Origin of the sequence: Devosia lacusdianchii (assembly GCF_022429625.1) — a bacterium.
GTDB classification, from domain to species: domain Bacteria; phylum Pseudomonadota; class Alphaproteobacteria; order Rhizobiales; family Devosiaceae; genus Devosia; species Devosia lacusdianchii.
In genome coordinates this window covers 1927474-1943653 of record NZ_CP092483.1, presented here as the reverse complement: position 1 = coordinate 1943653, position 16180 = coordinate 1927474, and the positions used below count along the sequence as shown (strand labels likewise).

The following is a 16180-nucleotide window of genomic DNA, read 5'->3' as shown; positions in this document are numbered from 1 at the left end:
GTTGGTCTGTGCTGGACAAAGCACGATCGATTCTGGCGCAACGGCGCGCGAGGGAAGCAATTGTCCGAGCAGGAATTCAAACGCGCCCTGGGTTATGCCAATTCGGCATTTGATCTGCTGAAGCGCAGTGGGATTCCTCCCTATCCGCAATTTTACGAGTTGCTCTATACGTATGCGACAGGCGTCAACCCGACGCTGAACAACCGCATAAATGCGCTGTTCCGGAGTGGCGGTTCGCCGTCCATGGACTTGGCGGAAACCCTCTATAACGAGTTCCTGAAATCCGACGTCAACGATCGCATGTCGAACGTGTCGGAGCGCATGCATGCGCGCATCGAAGCGGTTCACAGTGCCATCGACACGGCCATGACCACGGCGAATGCCTATTCAGGCTCGTTGCAGTCGGCCAGCGGGGACCTGGAGCGCGAGATTTCCATTGCCGACTTGCGGGCGCTGGCGGGCCGATTGCTGACGGAAACCCGTCGGATGCAGGAGACCAACCGGTCGCTCGAAGAAAAGCTGGTGGCCTCGCGCGACGATATCGCGCTGCTGCAGCGCGATCTCGACGACGTTCGCCGCGAGTCCATGCTCGATCCGCTGACCAAGATCGCCAATCGCAAGAGCTTCGATGAGGGCATGGAGACGGCGATCGCTGAGGCCGCAGCGAGCAACGACCCGCTCTGCCTGATGCTGGTTGATATCGATCATTTCAAGAATTTCAACGACACCTATGGCCACCAGACCGGTGACCAGGTGTTGCGCCTTGTGGCCATGACGCTCAAATCGAACATCAAGGGCAAGGATTTGGCCGCGCGTTATGGTGGTGAGGAGTTCGTTGCTATCCTGCCGTCTACCGATATCGAGGGTGCGGTGATCGTCGCCGAGAATATCCGCAAGGCTATCCAGGCCAAGGAATTGCTCAAGCGGTCGACCAACGAGAAGCTGGGGCGCATCACCGCCTCGTTTGGCGTGGCCGCGTTCCGTCCGGACGACACAGCCGCGACGCTGATCGAGCGCGCGGACCGCTGCCTCTATGCCGCCAAGCGCGCCGGCCGCAATCGCGTCATCACCGAGGTCGATCTGGTGAACCTGGATACGCCAGCCGCAGCAGGCGCCTCCGCGGCATAGGCCTGTTGGGCGTCAGGCCGAAGCTGCCTAAGCACCCAAGCCCCGCCACGACGTCATTCGCGCAGATACTGGCCAGGTCCTGCTACCGGCACTAACCGGAGGGCGTCAGTTCCACGCCAAGGCCTTCGAGCATGTCCCAGTAGGCGGGATAGGTCTTGCCGCTGCATGCGGGGTCGAGAATGGTGATGCCTGGTAGCTTGAGGCCCGCCAAGGCGAAGCTCATGGCGATGCGGTGGTCGTGGTAGGTCTCGATCCGGGTGCGCGTATTGCGACCCGCCAGCTTCTGCGGCAGGTGCGGGTCGGAAGCGACCAGAAGGTCGTCGCCTTCTTCTGTGGCGAGGCCGGGCAGAATGCGGTTGAGTTCATTGGCCACGGCGCGGATGCGGTCGGTTTCCTTGACGCGCAGGTTGGCGATGCCGACGAAGCGGACCGGACGGTTGTTGAATGCGGCGAGTACCGCAATAGTCGGCACCGCGTCCTGCATCTGCGAGCCATCGATGACGTCAGGCATATCAGGAAACTGGGCGATCACCGCCTGCGCCGCAGCGTCTGGCTGGGTGAAGGCATCAGGCGCGACGCCAAGGTCGATCCGGCCACCGGTCAACACCTCTGCGCCCCAGAGATAGGTGGCGGCGGAGGCGTCGGGTTCGACGAGAAGGTCGGCGGCAACATATCCGGTGGGCTGCACCAGCCACGTCCCGGCATCAAGCTGCTCCACTGTCGCGCCGAAGCTGCGCATGGCGGCAAGCGTAAGGTCTACATAGCCGCGTGCGCCGATATCGCTGCCAGTCAGCGCCACGGTGATGGGCCCATCGCCAAGCGGCGCGGCCATCAACAGAGCGGAGACGTATTGGCTCGATAGGCCGGCGTCGATCTCGACGCGCCCCTGGCCGAAGCTGCCCTTGCCCCGAATGGTAACCGGCGGGCAACCAGTGGGGCTGGTGGCGTGGATGCCGAGCGACTGCAACGCCGTGACCAGCGGACCGATCGGGCGCAGGCGCATTTCGTCGTCGCCATCGACAATCACCTCACCATCGACCGTGGCGACGGCGGCGGTGAGAAAGCGCGTCGCCGTGCCAGCATTGCCGAGGAAGAGCGGCCCCTCGGGCCGCTGCAGGCGGCCGGTGCTGGTGACGACGAAGCTCGTCGCGTCCGGTTCTTCGACAGTCACGCCCATCTGCCGCAAAGCGGCGGCCATCAGCGTCGTGTCCTTGCTCTTCAGCGCGCCGGTCAGGCGGCTGGTGCCGTTGGCAAGCGCCGCCAGCAGCAGTGCACGATTGGTGATGGACTTCGATCCGGGAGGCGAAACGCGGCCGATCAGCGGGCGATTGGGCGGAACGATGGTGAGGGCGGGCGGGAGCGGGCTGGGCATGATGCCGTGGTGTTAGGGCATCGGCGAGCGGGATGCAATCGCCGCTCGACACCTGTCGCATCAGCGTCATTCCCACGAGAGCGGGACATCATGGGTTGAAACTTGTGTAGGGAACTAGGCCCCGGCCCGTGCCTCGGCGATGGCCTTGAGGTCGGCGGCTTTGAGGGTGATGCTTTCGCCGCAGCCGCAGGCGCCCGTCTGGTTCGGGTTCTTGAAGGTGAAGCCGGAGCTCATCTTGGCCGTCTCGAAATCCATCACCGTACCGAGCAGGTACATGGTCGCCTTGGGGTCGACCCAGACGTCGACGCCCTTGTCGGTGATGTGGTCATCGCCCTTCACGGGCTCGGACACGTAGTCCATGGTGTAGGACACGCCGGCGCAGCCCGCATTCTTGATGCCGACGCGCAGGCCGATCACCGGCTTGTCGGAATCTTCCATGATCTCGGTGATGCGCTCGGCGGCAGCATCGGTCAGGGACATGATCTTGAAGGCCATGGGCGAACTTTCTATCGGCGTTTCACGATATATAGGACAAAACGCGTCAGATTACCACCAGTTCAACGCGACTTGAGCCTCTTCGCTCATGCGTGACGCGTCCCATGGAGGATCGAACACCATGTTGACGGTCACGTCCTGAATACCCTCGACACCGCGAGCGGCGTTCTCCACCCAGCCCGGCATTTCGCCGGCCACCGGGCAGCCTGGCGCGGTCAGCGTCATGTCGATGACCAGGTTGCGATCGTCGTCCAGGTCGACCTTGTAGATCAGGCCCAGCTCATAGATATCGACCGGGATTTCCGGGTCATAGACGGTCTTGAGCGCGCCGATCAGATCGGTGGTGATGCGCTCGACCTCTGCCTCCGGCAGTTCGCCGGACACGTTGGGCGTGATGCGGTTTTCCGGAATAGTCGGCGCGGGCGCGATTTCGGGTTCGTCGGTCATAAAGTCTGTCCTCGCTTACGCGAAAAATTTCTGGGCGCGTTCGATGCCGTCCACCAGCGCGTCCACATCGTCTTTGCCGTTATATAGGGCGAGCGAGGCGCGGCAGGTAGAGGTGACACCGAAACGTTTGAGCAGCGGCATGGCGCAATGCGTGCCAGCGCGGACGGCGATGCCGTAGCGGTCGAGAATGGTGGCAATGTCGTGGGCGTGGGCGCCGGCCATCTCGAACGAGAAGATACCGCCCTTGCCTGGCGCTGAGCCGATCAGGCGCAGCGAATTGATGCGGCTCAGCCGCTCATGGGCATAGGCTGCAACCTCGGCCTCATGCTCGGCAATGGCGTCGCGCCCAAGCTCGTTGATGTATTTGAGCGCCGCACCAAGGCCGATGGCCTGGACGATGGGCGGCGTGCCGGCTTCGAAGCGATGCGGCGGCTCGTTGTAGGTGACGGTGTCCATGGTCACCACGTCGATCATCTCACCGCCGCCCTGATAGGGCTGCATCTCGGCCAGCAGGTCGTATTTGCCATAGAGAACGCCGATGCCGGTGGGGCCGTAGAGCTTGTGGCCGGTCATGACGTAGAAGTCGGCGTCGAGGTCCTGCACATCGACTGTCGTGTGCACCGCGCCTTGGCTGCCGTCGATCAGCACCGGAATGCCGCGGGCATGGGCGATCTCGATAATCTGCTTAATTGGTGCCACAGTGCCCAAAACGTTGGACATATGCGTAACCGCAACGATACGGGTGCGATCACTCAGCGCAGCGGCAAAGGCGTCGAGATCGAAGCTGCCATCATCGCGCACATCGACCCATTTGATCACCGCGCCCTTGCGCTCGCGATGGAAGTGCCAGGGCACGATGTTGGAGTGGTGCTCCATGATGGAGAGCACGATCTCGTCGCCCTCCCCGATGCGCGGCCCGGCGAAGGACTGCGCGACCAGGTTGATGGCTTCGGTGGCCGAGCGGGTGAAGATGATCTCCTCGGGCTGCGCCGCATTGAGGAAGGCCTGAGCGGCGTGGCGGCCGCCCTCATAGGCTTCGGTGGCGCGGTTGGCGAGCGTGTGGAGGCCCCGGTGCACATTGGCGTATTCGTGCCGGAAAGCATAATCCATCCGGTCCAGCACCTGCACCGGCTTCTGCGCCGATGCGCCGCTATCGAGATAGACCAGCCTGTTCCCATGGATAACCTCGGAGAGGATCGGGAAATCGGCACGGACTTTGGCTAGGTCGAAGGTCATTGTTTCTCTTCCTGACCTCTCCCTTCGGGGGAGAGGTCGACCCTCTTGGGTCGGGTGAGGGGGCCCTCCCCCACACTGGATCTCGTACAGAGGCCCCCTCACCCGGCGCTGCGCGCCGACCTCTCCCCAAGGGAGAGGTTTAAGAGGCCTCGGCCCTACTTCCCCAGCAGCCACCCATCGATAACCCCGCGCAGGGCCTCGGCCAGCGCTTCGTCTTCGATCGGGTCGACGAGCTCTTCGAGGAAGCCGCGGACCAGCATGGTCTCGGCCTCTTCCTTGGCGATGCCGCGGCTCATCAGGTAGAACATGCTGTCTTCGTCGAGCTTGCCGCAAGTCGAACCGTGGCCGCAGACGACGTCGTCGGCGTAAATTTCCAGCTCCGGCTTGCTGAGGATTTCCGCCTCGTCCGACAGCATCAGGCCCTGATGCATGAATTTGGCATCGGTCTTCTGCGCGTCGCGCGCCACGACCAGCCGGCCCTGTACCACCGACTTGCCGCGCCCGCGGGCGATCGACTTGAACAGCGGCTGCGATGATGTCTGCGGCACGGCATGGCTCGCATCCATGGTGATGTCGGCGTGCTGGCCGTTCGATACGAGATTGAGGCCAGTGATATCGCCGTGAGCGCCAGCGCCTTCATAGCGCGGGAACAGCTGCGTACGGCTGAGTCCGGCGCCGGCGTTGATCACCAGCGTGCGCAGCTTGGCGCCCTCACCGACGTGGTACTCGTTGGTCGCGAAGTGGCTCGTCGCGCGAGACGACAGGTCGACCGTGATGTGGGTCACGACGGCATTCTTGCCGAGCGCGATATAGGTCGCGTGGTTGCCGACATGGGCAACATCGGAGCCCGAGAAGGTTTCGAGGATGACCGCCGAGGCGTTATCGGCCACGAAGATCTTCAGCGAATCCGCCACGTGGGCGGCCTCGCCCTCGGTACGCCGATCGATCTGGATCACCGGATCGACGCTGCTTTCGAGCGTCAGCGTCAGGCTTTCCTTGGCGAGGGCGCCGTTGAGATGCACCAGCACGTCGTCGCGGGACGAGAGCGCTCCGCCCTCGGCCTTACCGACGATGACGCCGGCCGGGGCCGTCGATGCGCCCTGGATGACGCCATTGGCGATCATCAACTGGTAGGCGCCGGCGACGCGCAGCGCCGGGGCGCTGGCTTCATTGGCGGCCTGTGCCAGCGGCGGCACGGCCCGCAACAGGGTCTTGAGGTCGGTATAGTGATAGCTCTCGACGCGGCGCGTCGGCAGGCCGGCGACGGTGATGCGTTCGGCCGTTGCGTCGGCGCCCACGCTCTTGAGCTGGTCGATCAGGGTATTCTCGGCTGCTCCGAGCCGAACGGGGATGGGAAGTGCCATGGGTCAGGCCGCCGCGTCGTCGAAGTCGGCATAGCCCTTGGCTTCGAGCTGGAGTGCCAGGTCCTTGTCGCCACTCTCGACGATCCGGCCATCGCTGAACACATGCACCACGTCAGGCACGATGTGGTTCAGCAGGCGCTGGTAGTGGGTGATGACCAGCATGGAGCGATTGTCCGAACGCAGGGCGTTCACGCCGCGCGACACCACCTGGAGCGCATCGATATCGAGGCCGGAATCGGTCTCGTCGAGCACGCAGAGGGCCGGCTTGAGCAGCGCCATCTGCAGGATTTCGGCGCGCTTCTTCTCACCGCCGGAAAAACCGACATTGAGCGGCCGCTTCAGCATATCGGTATCGATATTGAGCTGGGTGCCGGCTTCCTTGACGGCCCGCATGAAATCGGGCGTCGACATTTCGCCCTCACCGCGCGCCTTGCGCTGGGCGTTGATGGCGGCCTTGAGGAAGGTCATGGTGGCAACGCCGGGGATTTCGATCGGGTACTGGAAGGCGAGGAACACGCCGGCAACGGCACGTTCGGACGGCTCCATCTCGAGGATGTTTTCGCCGTTCAGCAGGATTTCGCCCTCGGTGACTTCATAGTCTTCCTTGCCGGCAAGCACATAGCTCAGCGTCGACTTGCCCGAACCGTTGCGGCCCATGATGGCATGGACCTGGCCGGCCGGAATGGTGAGGTTCACGCCCTTGAGGATTTCGCGCTCTTCGATGCGCGCATGCAGGTTGCGGATTTCAAGGATCGGGGTGGTCATCGTTCAGTCTCCAGTCATTCGGTTTAGACAGCGGCGGCGCCTCAGGCACCCGGCTCGCCGTCCCAGTAATTTTCAATGTGATGTTGGCCCGGGCGCCCCATATGGCGCATGCTGGGTTCGGTGCCGCCGGCGCGGCTCGATACCGCGAACTTCCCGGAGTCCGGATATTCGGTGACCTCGGTGGTCGATTTGTTCGAGATCGCCAGGTATTTCAGCGTAACGGCACCGGTGTTGATGATCTGGTGGGCGGTGTCCCGACCGCCGGCCGGCGCGACCAGCACATCACCCGCCTTGAAGGCATGGCGCGCATCGCCGAAGCGGTAGGTGCCCTCGCCTTCCAGCACCACGAACATCTCGTCCTCGACGTGATGGTTGTGGAATGGGCAGCTGCTCTTGCCCGGCGCGACTTCCGAATAGCCGAAACCCAGCGACTTCAACCCGGCACGGTCGCCGAGATAGCCCGCATCGTCCGATCCATAAAACGTGCCCTGCGTCCAGCTCTCCAGCGGCAGTTCGGAGAGGCGGACCACAGGCGAAAGCTCTTCGGTCATCCCACGCTGCCTTCGAGGCTGATGGCAATGAGCTTCTGCGTCTCGACCATGAATTCCATCGGCAGATGCTGCAGCACGTCGCGGACGAAGCCATTGACGATCAACGCCACGGCGTCTTCCTCGGAAAGGCCGCGCTGCTGGCAGTAGAACATCTGGTCATCGGAAATCTTGGACGTGGTGGCTTCGTGCTCGAAGACAGCCGTGCCGTTGCGGCTCTCGATATAGGGCACGGTATGGGCGCCGCACTTGTCGCCGATCAGCAGCGAGTCACACTGGGTGAAGTTGCGGGCGTTCTTGGCCTTAGCATGGGCCGAGACCTGGCCGCGGTAGGTATTGTCCGAGAAGCCGGCGGCGATACCCTTGGCGATGATGCGGCTGGACGTGTTCTTGCCCAGATGCAGCATCTTGGTGCCGCTATCCACCTGCTGGTGGCCGTTGGAAATGGCGATCGAGTAGAACTCGCCGCGCGAACCATCGCCGCGCAGGATGCAGCTCGGATACTTCCAGGTTATGGCCGAGCCGGTTTCGACCTGGGTCCAGGAGATCTTGGAATTGTCGCCACGGCAATCGCCACGCTTGGTGACGAAGTTGTAGATGCCGCCCTTGCCGTCCTTGTCGCCGGGGTACCAGTTCTGAACGGTGGAATACTTGATCTCGGCGTTTTCGAGAGCCACGAGCTCGACGACCGCTGCGTGCAACTGGTTCTCGTCGCGCATTGGGGCCGTGCAGCCTTCGAGGTAGCTCACATACGAGTCAGCTTCGGCGATGATCAGCGTGCGCTCGAACTGGCCGGTCTTCTTCTCGTTGATGCGGAAATAGGTCGACAGCTCCATCGGGCAGCGGACGCCCTTGGGGATATAGACGAAGGAGCCGTCGGTGAAGACAGCCGAATTCAGCGTGGCATAATAGTTGTCCGAGACCGGGACCACCGAAGCCAGGTACTTCTGCACCAGCTCGGAATGCTCGCGAATGGCTTCGGAGATCGAGCAGAAGATGATGCCGACCTTGGCCAGTTCCTCGCGGAACGTGGTGACCACGGAGACGGAGTCCATCACCGCATCGACGGCCACTTTCGGGCGCTCGACGCCGGCCAGGATCTCGCGTTCCTTCAGCGGCACGCCGAGCTTGTCGTACATGGCGATCAGCGCCGGATCGACCTCGTCGAGGCTCTTGGGCGCCGGCGACGACTTGGGCGCGGCGTAATAGTACATGTCCTGCAGATCGATCTGCGGATAATGCACCTTGGCCCAGGTCGGCTCGGTCATGGTCAGGAAGCGGTTATAGGCGTCCAGGCGCCAATCGAGCATCCACTGCGGCTCGTTCTTCTTGGCAGAGATGAAACGGACGGTATCCTCGCTCAGGCCCTTAGGGGCCATGTCGGATTCGATATCGGTCTCGAAACCGTACTTGTACTTGTCCACGTCGAGCGAACGCACCGAGTCAACGGTGGCGCGGTCGATGTTTTCCTTGAGCGTCGGGATATCGGCGTAATCGTCAGCCATCGTGGCTTCTCCTAATTGCCCGGTGGCGATTCAAGGTCGCCGCGAGCCGTCTAAAACTGTTGCTGGCGGTCAGGCCGCCTGCCTTGTCGCGCCCGATGACGCTCAAGGATGGATCGGTAACCAGCGACGAACGCGTCGACCTCGTCGGTCGTGGAATTCCAGCCTAAACTGACACGCAGCGCGCATTCAGCCAGCGCGTCGGCAATACCCATTGCCGCCAGGACATGGCTCGGTCCGACCTTGCCCGATGAACAGGCCGAACCCGACGAGACGGACAGGCCCAGCAGGTCCAACCCCATCATCGCCGTCGCATTCTTGATGCCGGGCACCGCGAAATTCGTCACATTGCCCAGCCGCTCGCCACCAAACACCACGGCATCTGGCGGCAAAGCCGCCTCAAGCCGCGCGGTCAGCGCTGGTACACCGGCCGCCGCATAGCGTCCCGCGATAGCAGCTGCCGCCGCACCAAATGCTGCGATCAATGCCGTCGCCTCAGTGCCGCCACGACGCCCCTGCTCCTGGCCACCGCCGGGAATAAGACGAACGACGTCGGCATGCGCCTTGACCAGCAGCGCGCCAATGCCCGCCGGCGCACCAATCTTGTGACCGCTCACCGCCATCATATCGGGAGCCGAGGCGGCGAAATCGAGGGGCAGCTTGCCGAAAGCCTGCACGGCATCGATGAACAGCGTATGCGGCGTCGGGCCGACCAGGGCGTTGATGCGGGCGATGTTCTGCACCACCCCGGTCTCGTTGTTCACCCAATGCAGGCAGACCAGCAGGTTGCCGGCAGCATGCTGCAAGACTTCTGCCAGTTGATCGAGATCAATGCTGCCGTCCCGCAGAAGCCCGATGGTGACGACAGGCAAGCCCGTCGCCTCGGCAGCCTTGGCGACCGCCGCATGCTCGCCCGCGCTGATAACGATGGTGCTTGCCGCAAAGGCCTTGGCGCCGCCGACGACGGCCTGGGTGATGGCCTCGGTTGCGGAACCGGTGAACACGACCTGCTTGCGTTCTGCGCCGGCTAGGGCAGCCACCTGCCCCCGCGCGGTGTCGAGCAGGTTGCGCAGGGCTCGGCCGTGGGCGTGAACCGACGATGGGTTGCCGACCAGATCGAGGGCGGCGACGAGCGCCGACCGCGCCTCCGGCAGAAGCGGGGACGCGGCATTATGATCAAGATAGATCGCCGGTCTCGTCATCGGTTTCCCAGGTGGCGCATGCGCGCCGGTCATACCATCCATGCCTAGGGCCGAGCGCCATAGCGCCCTCGACTCCAAACACTTCTTGAAATTTGACGCCCAACTTCATTACAAGGGGCGCTCTTGCTGGCCGCAGAGCGGCTGAAAACCGAGTTTCGAACAATTCTAAACTAGATTTTGCGACCCATGTTTTAGGCAGCGGCACGCCCATAGTCAAGCCGCAACGCCGTCGCATGGGGTCCCGCAGAACCGCACCAACAGAGCCGAACGGCCGGAAGAACAAGACCATGCCAGAAGTGATTTTCAACGGGCCGGAAGGCCGTCTGGAAGGCCGGTACCAGCCGGGTAGAGAGCCGAATGCGCCGATCGCGATCGTGCTTCATCCCCATCCGCAGTTCGGCGGGACGATGAATAATCAGATCGTCTACAACCTCTTCTACATGTTCGCCGAGCGCGGCTTTGCCGTGTTGCGTTTCAATTCGCGCGGCGTCGGCCGCAGCCAGGGCATGTTCGACCACGGTATCGGCGAGCTTTCCGACGCCGCCGCAGCGCTCGATTGGCTGCAGGTCATCAACCGCGAGTCGCGCGGCTGCTGGATCGCCGGCTTCTCGTTCGGCGCCTGGATCGGCATGCAGCTGCTAATGCGCCGCCCGGAAGTTGAAGGCTTCATTTCGGTGTCGCCGCCGGAAAATCTCTACGATTTCTCGTTCCTCGCCCCCTGCCCGTCTTCCGGCCTGATCATCCATGGCGACAAGGACCGTGTCGCGCCGCCGACTTCCGTGCAGAAGCTGGTCGACAAGCTCAAGACTCAGAAGGGCATCACCATCGAACAGCAGATCGTCGAAGGTGCGAACCACTTCTACGAAGGCAAGATCGACGAATTGACCACCCGCTGCGCTGACTATCTCGACCGTCGCCGGCAGGAGATCGCCGCCGGCGGCGGGCGCTAACTAGCAGCGCGAAAACTGCGATCTGTTGGAAGGGACCTCATCCTGAGCCTGTCGAAGGACGGGGTCCCGCATGCACCGACCTCGTGGTTCGACAAGCTCACCATGAGGTCTCCATAACCTCAGTGGTTTTCAGATGACCAAGTTCAAATCCGACTTCCTGCGCGTTCTCGACGAGCGCGGCTTCATCCACCAGATTTCCGATCCAGAGGGCCTGGATGCCCTCGCCCTCAAGGGGCCGATATCAGGCTATGTCGGCTACGATGCCACGGCCACCTCGATCCATATCGGCAACCTGATCACCGTCACCATGCTCTACTGGCTGCAGGAAACCGGCCACAAGGCGATCAGCCTGATGGGCGGCGGCACCTCCATGGTGGGCGATCCATCGTTCCGCGATGATCAGCGCAAGCTGCTGACGGTTGAGCAGATCGAGACCAACATCGAGAGCATCAAGCGCGTCTACGGCAACATCCTCAACTATGGCGGGTCCAACCCGGCCATGATGGTCAACAACGCCGATTGGCTGCTGAAGCTCAACTATGTTGAGTTCCTGCGCGATGTCGGCCGGCACTTCTCGGTCAACCGCATGCTGAGCTTCGACTCGGTCAAGCTGCGGCTCGATCGCGAGCAGTCGCTGAGCTTCCTCGAATTCAACTACATGATCATGCAGGGCTACGACTTCACCGAGCTCAACCGGCGCTACGGCACCGTGTTGCAGATGGGCGGATCGGACCAGTGGGGCAACATCATCAACGGTGTGGACCTCAACCATCGCATGGGCGGCGAGCAGCTTTATGCCCTCACCACGCCGCTGCTGACCAAGGCGTCGGGCGAGAAGATGGGCAAGTCTGCCTCCGGCGCCGTCTGGCTCAATGGCGACCTCTTCAGCCCCTATGATTTCTGGCAGTATTTCCGCAATACCGAAGACGCCGACGTCACCAAGTTCCTCAAGATCTTCACCCGCCTGCCGCTGAGCGAGATCGAAAAGCTCGGCGCTCTGGGCGGCAACGAGATCAACGAGGCCAAGAAGGTGCTGGCGACCGAGGTTACGGCGATTGTCCATGGCCGTGCGGCGGCCGAGCAGGCCGCCGAAACCGCTCGTGCCACGTTTGAGGCGGGATCGATCGACCTGTCGCTGCCCACGATCCACGTCGTCGGCGCCAGTCTGTCGGGTACGGGTGTTCTAGAAGCCTTGGTCAATGTCGGCCTTGCGGCATCGAAAGGCGAGGCCCGCCGACACGTCCAATCGGGCGCGGTACGGATAAACGACGCACTCGTGGAAGACGACAAACTGACGCTGAATGCCGACAATGTGCTCCCCGAAGGCGTGATCAAGCTCTCCGTCGGCAAAAAGCGGCATGCGCTGATCAAGCCAGTTTAGCATAGGGACCGATCCCATCCACAATCGCTTCCCGCGGACTTGATCCGCGGGTCGCTTTCAACACGGCGCCAGCTGCTGGAGACCCTCGGATCAAGCCCGAGGGAGGCGCCGGTGTTGGGGGGGAATTCCGTTCTCAGTACCCCGCACCCGAAGGGTCAAGAGGCCCTACTGTGCCGGTGGCTGTTCCTTGGCCCGGAACTCGAACAGTTCTCTGAACGCGCCCGGCAGTAACACGGACAGCGGATTGATCTTGAAGTCAGGCTTGTCGAGCGGGCCTTGGACCGCAAAGGTCACCCCGACCAGACCCTCGCCTTCCCGGCCACCAAGTAGCGGACCAAGGATCGGGATCTTCTGGAAGGCGCTGTTGAGGCCAAACAGCGGCACATAGGTGCCCGTGAGGTCGTACTGGCGCTGATCGGTGTAGATGAAACCGCGCATGGTGCCGCCCACGGAATCGCCGGTCAGCATGGCATTGGTGACTTCCACGCGGTCGGAGCGGCGCTGGAAATCGACCTGGGCGCGATCGAAATCCAGCCGGTTCTGGGCAGCGATGGCGGCGCGGGAATCGGAGTGATTGCCCAGGATCTGGGCCACGTTCGCCTCGTCGACAATGGCAAAGTCCCGCATCACCAATTGTCCCGCTTCCGCGTCAAGGTCGCGATCGGTGGTGAGCACTAGGCTGCCCGAGCCCCCGGCCAGTTGCGAATAGACGCCGAGCAGGCGCAGGATGGTGCCGGCATCGTTGAACGCTACCGAGAGCGTGCGGCCCTTCGGCGCTGGGTTGGTTGTGACCGAGATGCCATTGCCATCGCTGAACTGGGCGGTGAGGTTGGCCCGCCGCATATCGGTGCCGCGCAACAGCAGGCTGAGGTCGAGGTTGAAGGCCGTGGTGGCATAGTAGCCCAAGGCGCGATCGAGTTTGACGTCGAGCGAAATGGTCTGGTCAAACTGGGATGACTGCACGCCGCCGGCGCCCTGGCCAAGCCCGAAGAACTGCCGCAGCATCGGCTTGAGATCGAACTGAGCGCCGCGAACCTGAACGGCGTAGCCGCCATCGATCGGCGTCAGCGCCATCCGGGCGCTATCGCCCTCGCTCAGACCGAACTGACTGAACTCTGCCGATTGCAGACCCTTGGCGGCATCATACTTTATGGCCCCCAGCGCGCGTACGGTGCCGAACGACAGATCGATGCCACTCAGCTGCGTCAAATCGCCCTGTTGGCGGATGGTGGCGCTCAGCGTGCCCGACGCGCCGGCCGCCTTGGTGATGCCGATATCCTTGATGGTCAGCGCCGCGTCCTTTAGGTCGACCGCCATTTGCAGCGCGCCATCCGGCATGGGCTGCGCCACGAACCGCACCTTGCCGGTGAGAAATTCGGACGCGTCGAACCCCATCTTGGCGAGGTCGGCAACATCGATGGTGGATGCAAGGCGGAAGGTCGGGTCGGTGGTGGGCGTGCCCGCGATTTCGACTTCTGCCGCCATGCCGTCGATCTCGGCCGTGCCGCCCAACTGGTAGCCGTCCTGCGAGGCGCTGAACGCCAGTTGTCCATTGCCGATCTTACGCTCCTGGATGGGCGCGGTGCTGGCGAAGTCCTTGACCGTGCCATTGAGCACATAGTCAAGGTCCAACTCCCGGCCTGTCGCCTCATCAGGCAGGCGGATGGTCGTCACCAGGCCGACATCGACGGTGCCGGTCAGGGCGTCCAGATCGATGGGCAATTGAGCGTTAGCAACAAGGTCAGGCTGTTGCTCGCTGGCTAGCGCCAGCAGCGCGGGAATGGAGCCGGTGACATCGCCGGATATCTCCATGATGCTGTCAGACGGCGTCGAATTGTCCATGATCAGCGCCGGGTTGGCGACGGTAATCTCGCCCGCTGCGGTCTCAAGACGTCCGCCCCCCGCCGAGATGGTGACATTGGCGTCGTCCACCTGCAGGCGCGTTTCGCCTTCGATGGCGATGGGCGCCATTTCGGCAGTGGGCTTGATCGCGACCCCCATACCGATCATGTCGATCTGCATCGCCCCATCGGGGATCGGTTTGTCTTCGCCCTCAAGGCCCATCGAGCCGACCGGGAACTTGAAATCCATGCGCGAACGAGCCACCGTGCCCTGGGTGACGTTGGCAACGAACCAGTCGCGGCTCTCTCCCCCCATAACATAAGGCCACAGGCGCTTGAGATCGTCGGCGCTGACGCCTTGCCCGGCCACCGTCATGTCGATGCCGAGCCCGGCGCGCAACATATCGACCCGGCCGGTAGTCTCGACGGTGGCATTGCCCTTGCGCGCCAGGAGCCGATCGATGCCCAACGCGCCATAGAGCGGCGCCGACCAGCCGGAGAATTCCATGGTTTCGAACGGCGCCTCGGGCGCCGCCATGTCGTTGGGGTGCAGGAAGACATCCCTTGCCTTTAGCGAAATGCCCATGGTTGGCCCATAGATCGGGTCGAGCCCCATGGCGAAGATCCCGGAAATCCGGGCTGAGCTTTGCCCGATCTGCAGCGCCGCATCTTCGAGCACGAACTGCCCGTCCTTGGGCGACCAGGTGATGTCCATGATCGAGCTGGCTACGGGGAAGTAGGCGTCGGCAATGCGCAGATCGAGACCGGTGAGGTCGATCTTGAAGCGCCCGTCCACGAGCTTGCCGCCCGCCGGCTGGAAGTTGACGTCGATGGACAGCGCCCCGGCCCCACGCATGGCGGCGAGGCTCGTCGCGTCGTCGATGAATGGTAGGAAGGCGGCGAAGTCGATATTGGTGACGTCGGCCTCGAGCCGGGAATTGCCGGCATCGTCGACCGTCCGCGACAGGCTGCCCGTCATGGTGCGTCCGCCCAGCGTGGCCGAGAAGGTGCCGTTGGTGTTGCGGCGGTCCGGTGTCGGGCCAATCTCGAGATTGATGTCCTCGAAGCGCCGGAACAGGCCGTAGACCGAGTCGTTCATATCGATCGTGCCGTCGCGCACGACCAGTTTGGAGAACCGCCCCTGCGCTGCCTGCGCCACGATTTCGGCAATGCCCTGTTCGCTGGCCTCCAGGTTGTAGATCAGCCAGTCATTGTCGGAGCGCATGGCGATTGGAGCTGGGCTGCCGCGCAGATCGATACCGTTGGAGGAAATATCGACGGACGGAAACGCGTCGTCCCCTTCCTGCACTCGGACCGTCGGCTGGCCGCCCTCGGGGTCTTCGATGAGCTCGAAACTGGTGACGCGCGGCCCGAACAGGTCCTGCACGATCTGAATATGCGGTTTGACGATGGTGACGGTGGCACCGGGCTGCCCGAAGAGCGCGCGCGCGGGCGAAAAGCCGACTTCAAGGGCCTCCATGGCGACCTTGGCGCCGGTCTTGCTGTCGGTCAGCACCACTGGCGAAAACTGGATAACCGGCCAGACGCCCTTTTCGAGCGCCAGTGCCATATGCCCCAGCTGCAATTGGCTGGTGGATGGCAGTGCCGATCGGGCAATAGCCTGCGCCGCCTCGCTGCCGAAGGGCAGCCGGATCGGCGTAACCAGCAGAACCAGGTAGAGCAGCACGAGCAGAACGGCGGGAACACCGAGCACCCAAACGGCCAATTTGGCCGCATGCCGCGCAGGGGGGCGCTTCCGTTGCGCAGACGGCAAAACGGGCGTGTCTGCGGATAAGGTTGACGCGCTCACTTGCTTCCAGAACGAGGCTTTGCCGTAATCTGCTGACACCCCCGAGAATCAACCGCAGAATGCGGTCTCTTGCCCAATGATACCGGCTGGAATATGGCACCGACACCCCGGATTTTAGGGCATTGCAAGCAAGATGAGG

At 63.0% G+C, this 16180-nt stretch carries 13 protein-coding genes; 3 read left to right on the top strand and 10 right to left on the bottom strand.

Features of this window, described 5'->3' with window-relative positions:
• Positions 1-60 precede the first annotated feature (60 nt).
• Complete coding sequence (locus MF606_RS09295; protein WP_240233513.1) at positions 61-1128, top strand: GGDEF domain-containing protein; 1068 nt, start codon at positions 61-63, stop codon at positions 1126-1128.
• A gap of 91 nt (positions 1129-1219) precedes the next feature.
• Here MF606_RS09295 and MF606_RS09290 read toward each other — a convergent pair whose 3' ends face one another.
• From MF606_RS09290 to MF606_RS09250, 9 genes are all read right to left on the bottom strand, one after another.
• Entirely contained in the window at positions 1220-2500 is a 1281-nt protein-coding gene (locus tag MF606_RS09290) for a 3-phosphoshikimate 1-carboxyvinyltransferase (protein WP_240233512.1), read from the bottom strand.
• A 114-nt stretch (positions 2501-2614) separates the two neighbouring features.
• Positions 2615-2995: a HesB/IscA family protein gene (locus MF606_RS09285; protein WP_240233510.1), complete on the bottom strand. Its 381-nt coding sequence runs from the start codon at positions 2993-2995 to the stop codon at positions 2615-2617.
• Between the two features lie 51 nt (positions 2996-3046).
• Positions 3047-3442, bottom strand: a complete 396-nt coding sequence (locus MF606_RS09280; protein ID WP_240233509.1) for an SUF system Fe-S cluster assembly protein — start codon at positions 3440-3442, stop codon at positions 3047-3049.
• Between the two features lie 15 nt (positions 3443-3457).
• Complete coding sequence (locus tag MF606_RS09275; RefSeq protein ID WP_240233508.1) at positions 3458-4678, bottom strand: cysteine desulfurase; 1221 nt, start codon at positions 4676-4678, stop codon at positions 3458-3460.
• A gap of 155 nt (positions 4679-4833) precedes the next feature.
• Entirely contained in the window at positions 4834-6042 is a 1209-nt protein-coding gene (sufD, locus tag MF606_RS09270) for a Fe-S cluster assembly protein SufD (protein ID WP_240233507.1), read from the bottom strand.
• Between the two features lie 3 nt (positions 6043-6045).
• Positions 6046-6795: a Fe-S cluster assembly ATPase SufC gene (sufC, locus tag MF606_RS09265; protein WP_240233820.1), complete on the bottom strand. Its 750-nt coding sequence runs from the start codon at positions 6793-6795 to the stop codon at positions 6046-6048.
• Positions 6796-6848: 53 nt separating this feature from the next.
• Positions 6849-7358, bottom strand: a complete 510-nt coding sequence (locus MF606_RS09260; RefSeq protein WP_240233506.1) for a cupin domain-containing protein — start codon at positions 7356-7358, stop codon at positions 6849-6851.
• Positions 7355-8860, bottom strand: coding sequence for a Fe-S cluster assembly protein SufB (gene sufB, locus MF606_RS09255; protein WP_240233505.1), 1506 nt, complete (start codon positions 8858-8860; stop codon positions 7355-7357). Before sufB ends, MF606_RS09260 begins: the two co-directional genes overlap by 4 nt.
• A gap of 50 nt (positions 8861-8910) precedes the next feature.
• On the bottom strand, positions 8911-10059 hold the full coding sequence (locus MF606_RS09250) for a cysteine desulfurase family protein (protein WP_240233504.1): 1149 nt from the start codon (positions 10057-10059) through the stop codon (positions 8911-8913).
• 287 nt (positions 10060-10346) lie between these two features.
• Here MF606_RS09250 and MF606_RS09245 point away from each other — a divergent pair, with 287 nt between their 5' ends.
• Entirely contained in the window at positions 10347-11009 is a 663-nt protein-coding gene (locus MF606_RS09245; RefSeq protein WP_240233503.1) for an alpha/beta hydrolase, read from the top strand.
• Between the two features lie 133 nt (positions 11010-11142).
• Positions 11143-12390 carry a tyrosine--tRNA ligase gene (gene tyrS / locus MF606_RS09240; RefSeq protein WP_240233502.1) on the top strand — a complete coding sequence of 416 codons (1248 nt, stop codon included), beginning with the start codon at positions 11143-11145 and terminating at the stop codon, positions 12388-12390.
• Between the two features lie 165 nt (positions 12391-12555).
• On the opposite strand, the gene MF606_RS09235 is transcribed toward tyrS, so the two are convergent.
• A complete protein-coding gene (locus tag MF606_RS09235) occupies positions 12556-15957 on the bottom strand; it encodes an AsmA-like C-terminal domain-containing protein (protein WP_240233501.1) in 3402 nt (1133 codons plus the stop codon).
• Positions 15958-16180: the final 223 nt, after the last annotated feature.

What these genes read in the sequence shown, in the direction of transcription:
- MF606_RS09290 (WP_240233512.1), bottom strand. Translation starts at nt 2,500, where the DNA reads ATGCCCAGCCCGCTCCCGCCCGCCCTCACCATCGTTCCGCCCAATCGC.
- MF606_RS09285 (WP_240233510.1), bottom strand. Translation starts at nt 2,995, where the DNA reads ATGGCCTTCAAGATCATGTCCCTGACCGATGCTGCCGCCGAGCGCATC.
- MF606_RS09280 (WP_240233509.1), bottom strand. Translation starts at nt 3,442, where the DNA reads ATGACCGACGAACCCGAAATCGCGCCCGCGCCGACTATTCCGGAAAAC.
- MF606_RS09275 (WP_240233508.1), bottom strand. Translation starts at nt 4,678, where the DNA reads ATGACCTTCGACCTAGCCAAAGTCCGTGCCGATTTCCCGATCCTCTCC.
- sufD (WP_240233507.1), bottom strand. Translation starts at nt 6,042, where the DNA reads ATGGCACTTCCCATCCCCGTTCGGCTCGGAGCAGCCGAGAATACCCTG.
- MF606_RS09260 (WP_240233506.1), bottom strand. Translation starts at nt 7,358, where the DNA reads ATGACCGAAGAGCTTTCGCCTGTGGTCCGCCTCTCCGAACTGCCGCTG.
- sufB (WP_240233505.1), bottom strand. Translation starts at nt 8,860, where the DNA reads ATGGCTGACGATTACGCCGATATCCCGACGCTCAAGGAAAACATCGAC.
- MF606_RS09250 (WP_240233504.1), bottom strand. Translation starts at nt 10,059, where the DNA reads ATGACGAGACCGGCGATCTATCTTGATCATAATGCCGCGTCCCCGCTT.
- MF606_RS09245 (WP_240233503.1), top strand. Translation starts at nt 10,347, where the DNA reads ATGCCAGAAGTGATTTTCAACGGGCCGGAAGGCCGTCTGGAAGGCCGG.
- tyrS (WP_240233502.1), top strand. Translation starts at nt 11,143, where the DNA reads ATGACCAAGTTCAAATCCGACTTCCTGCGCGTTCTCGACGAGCGCGGC.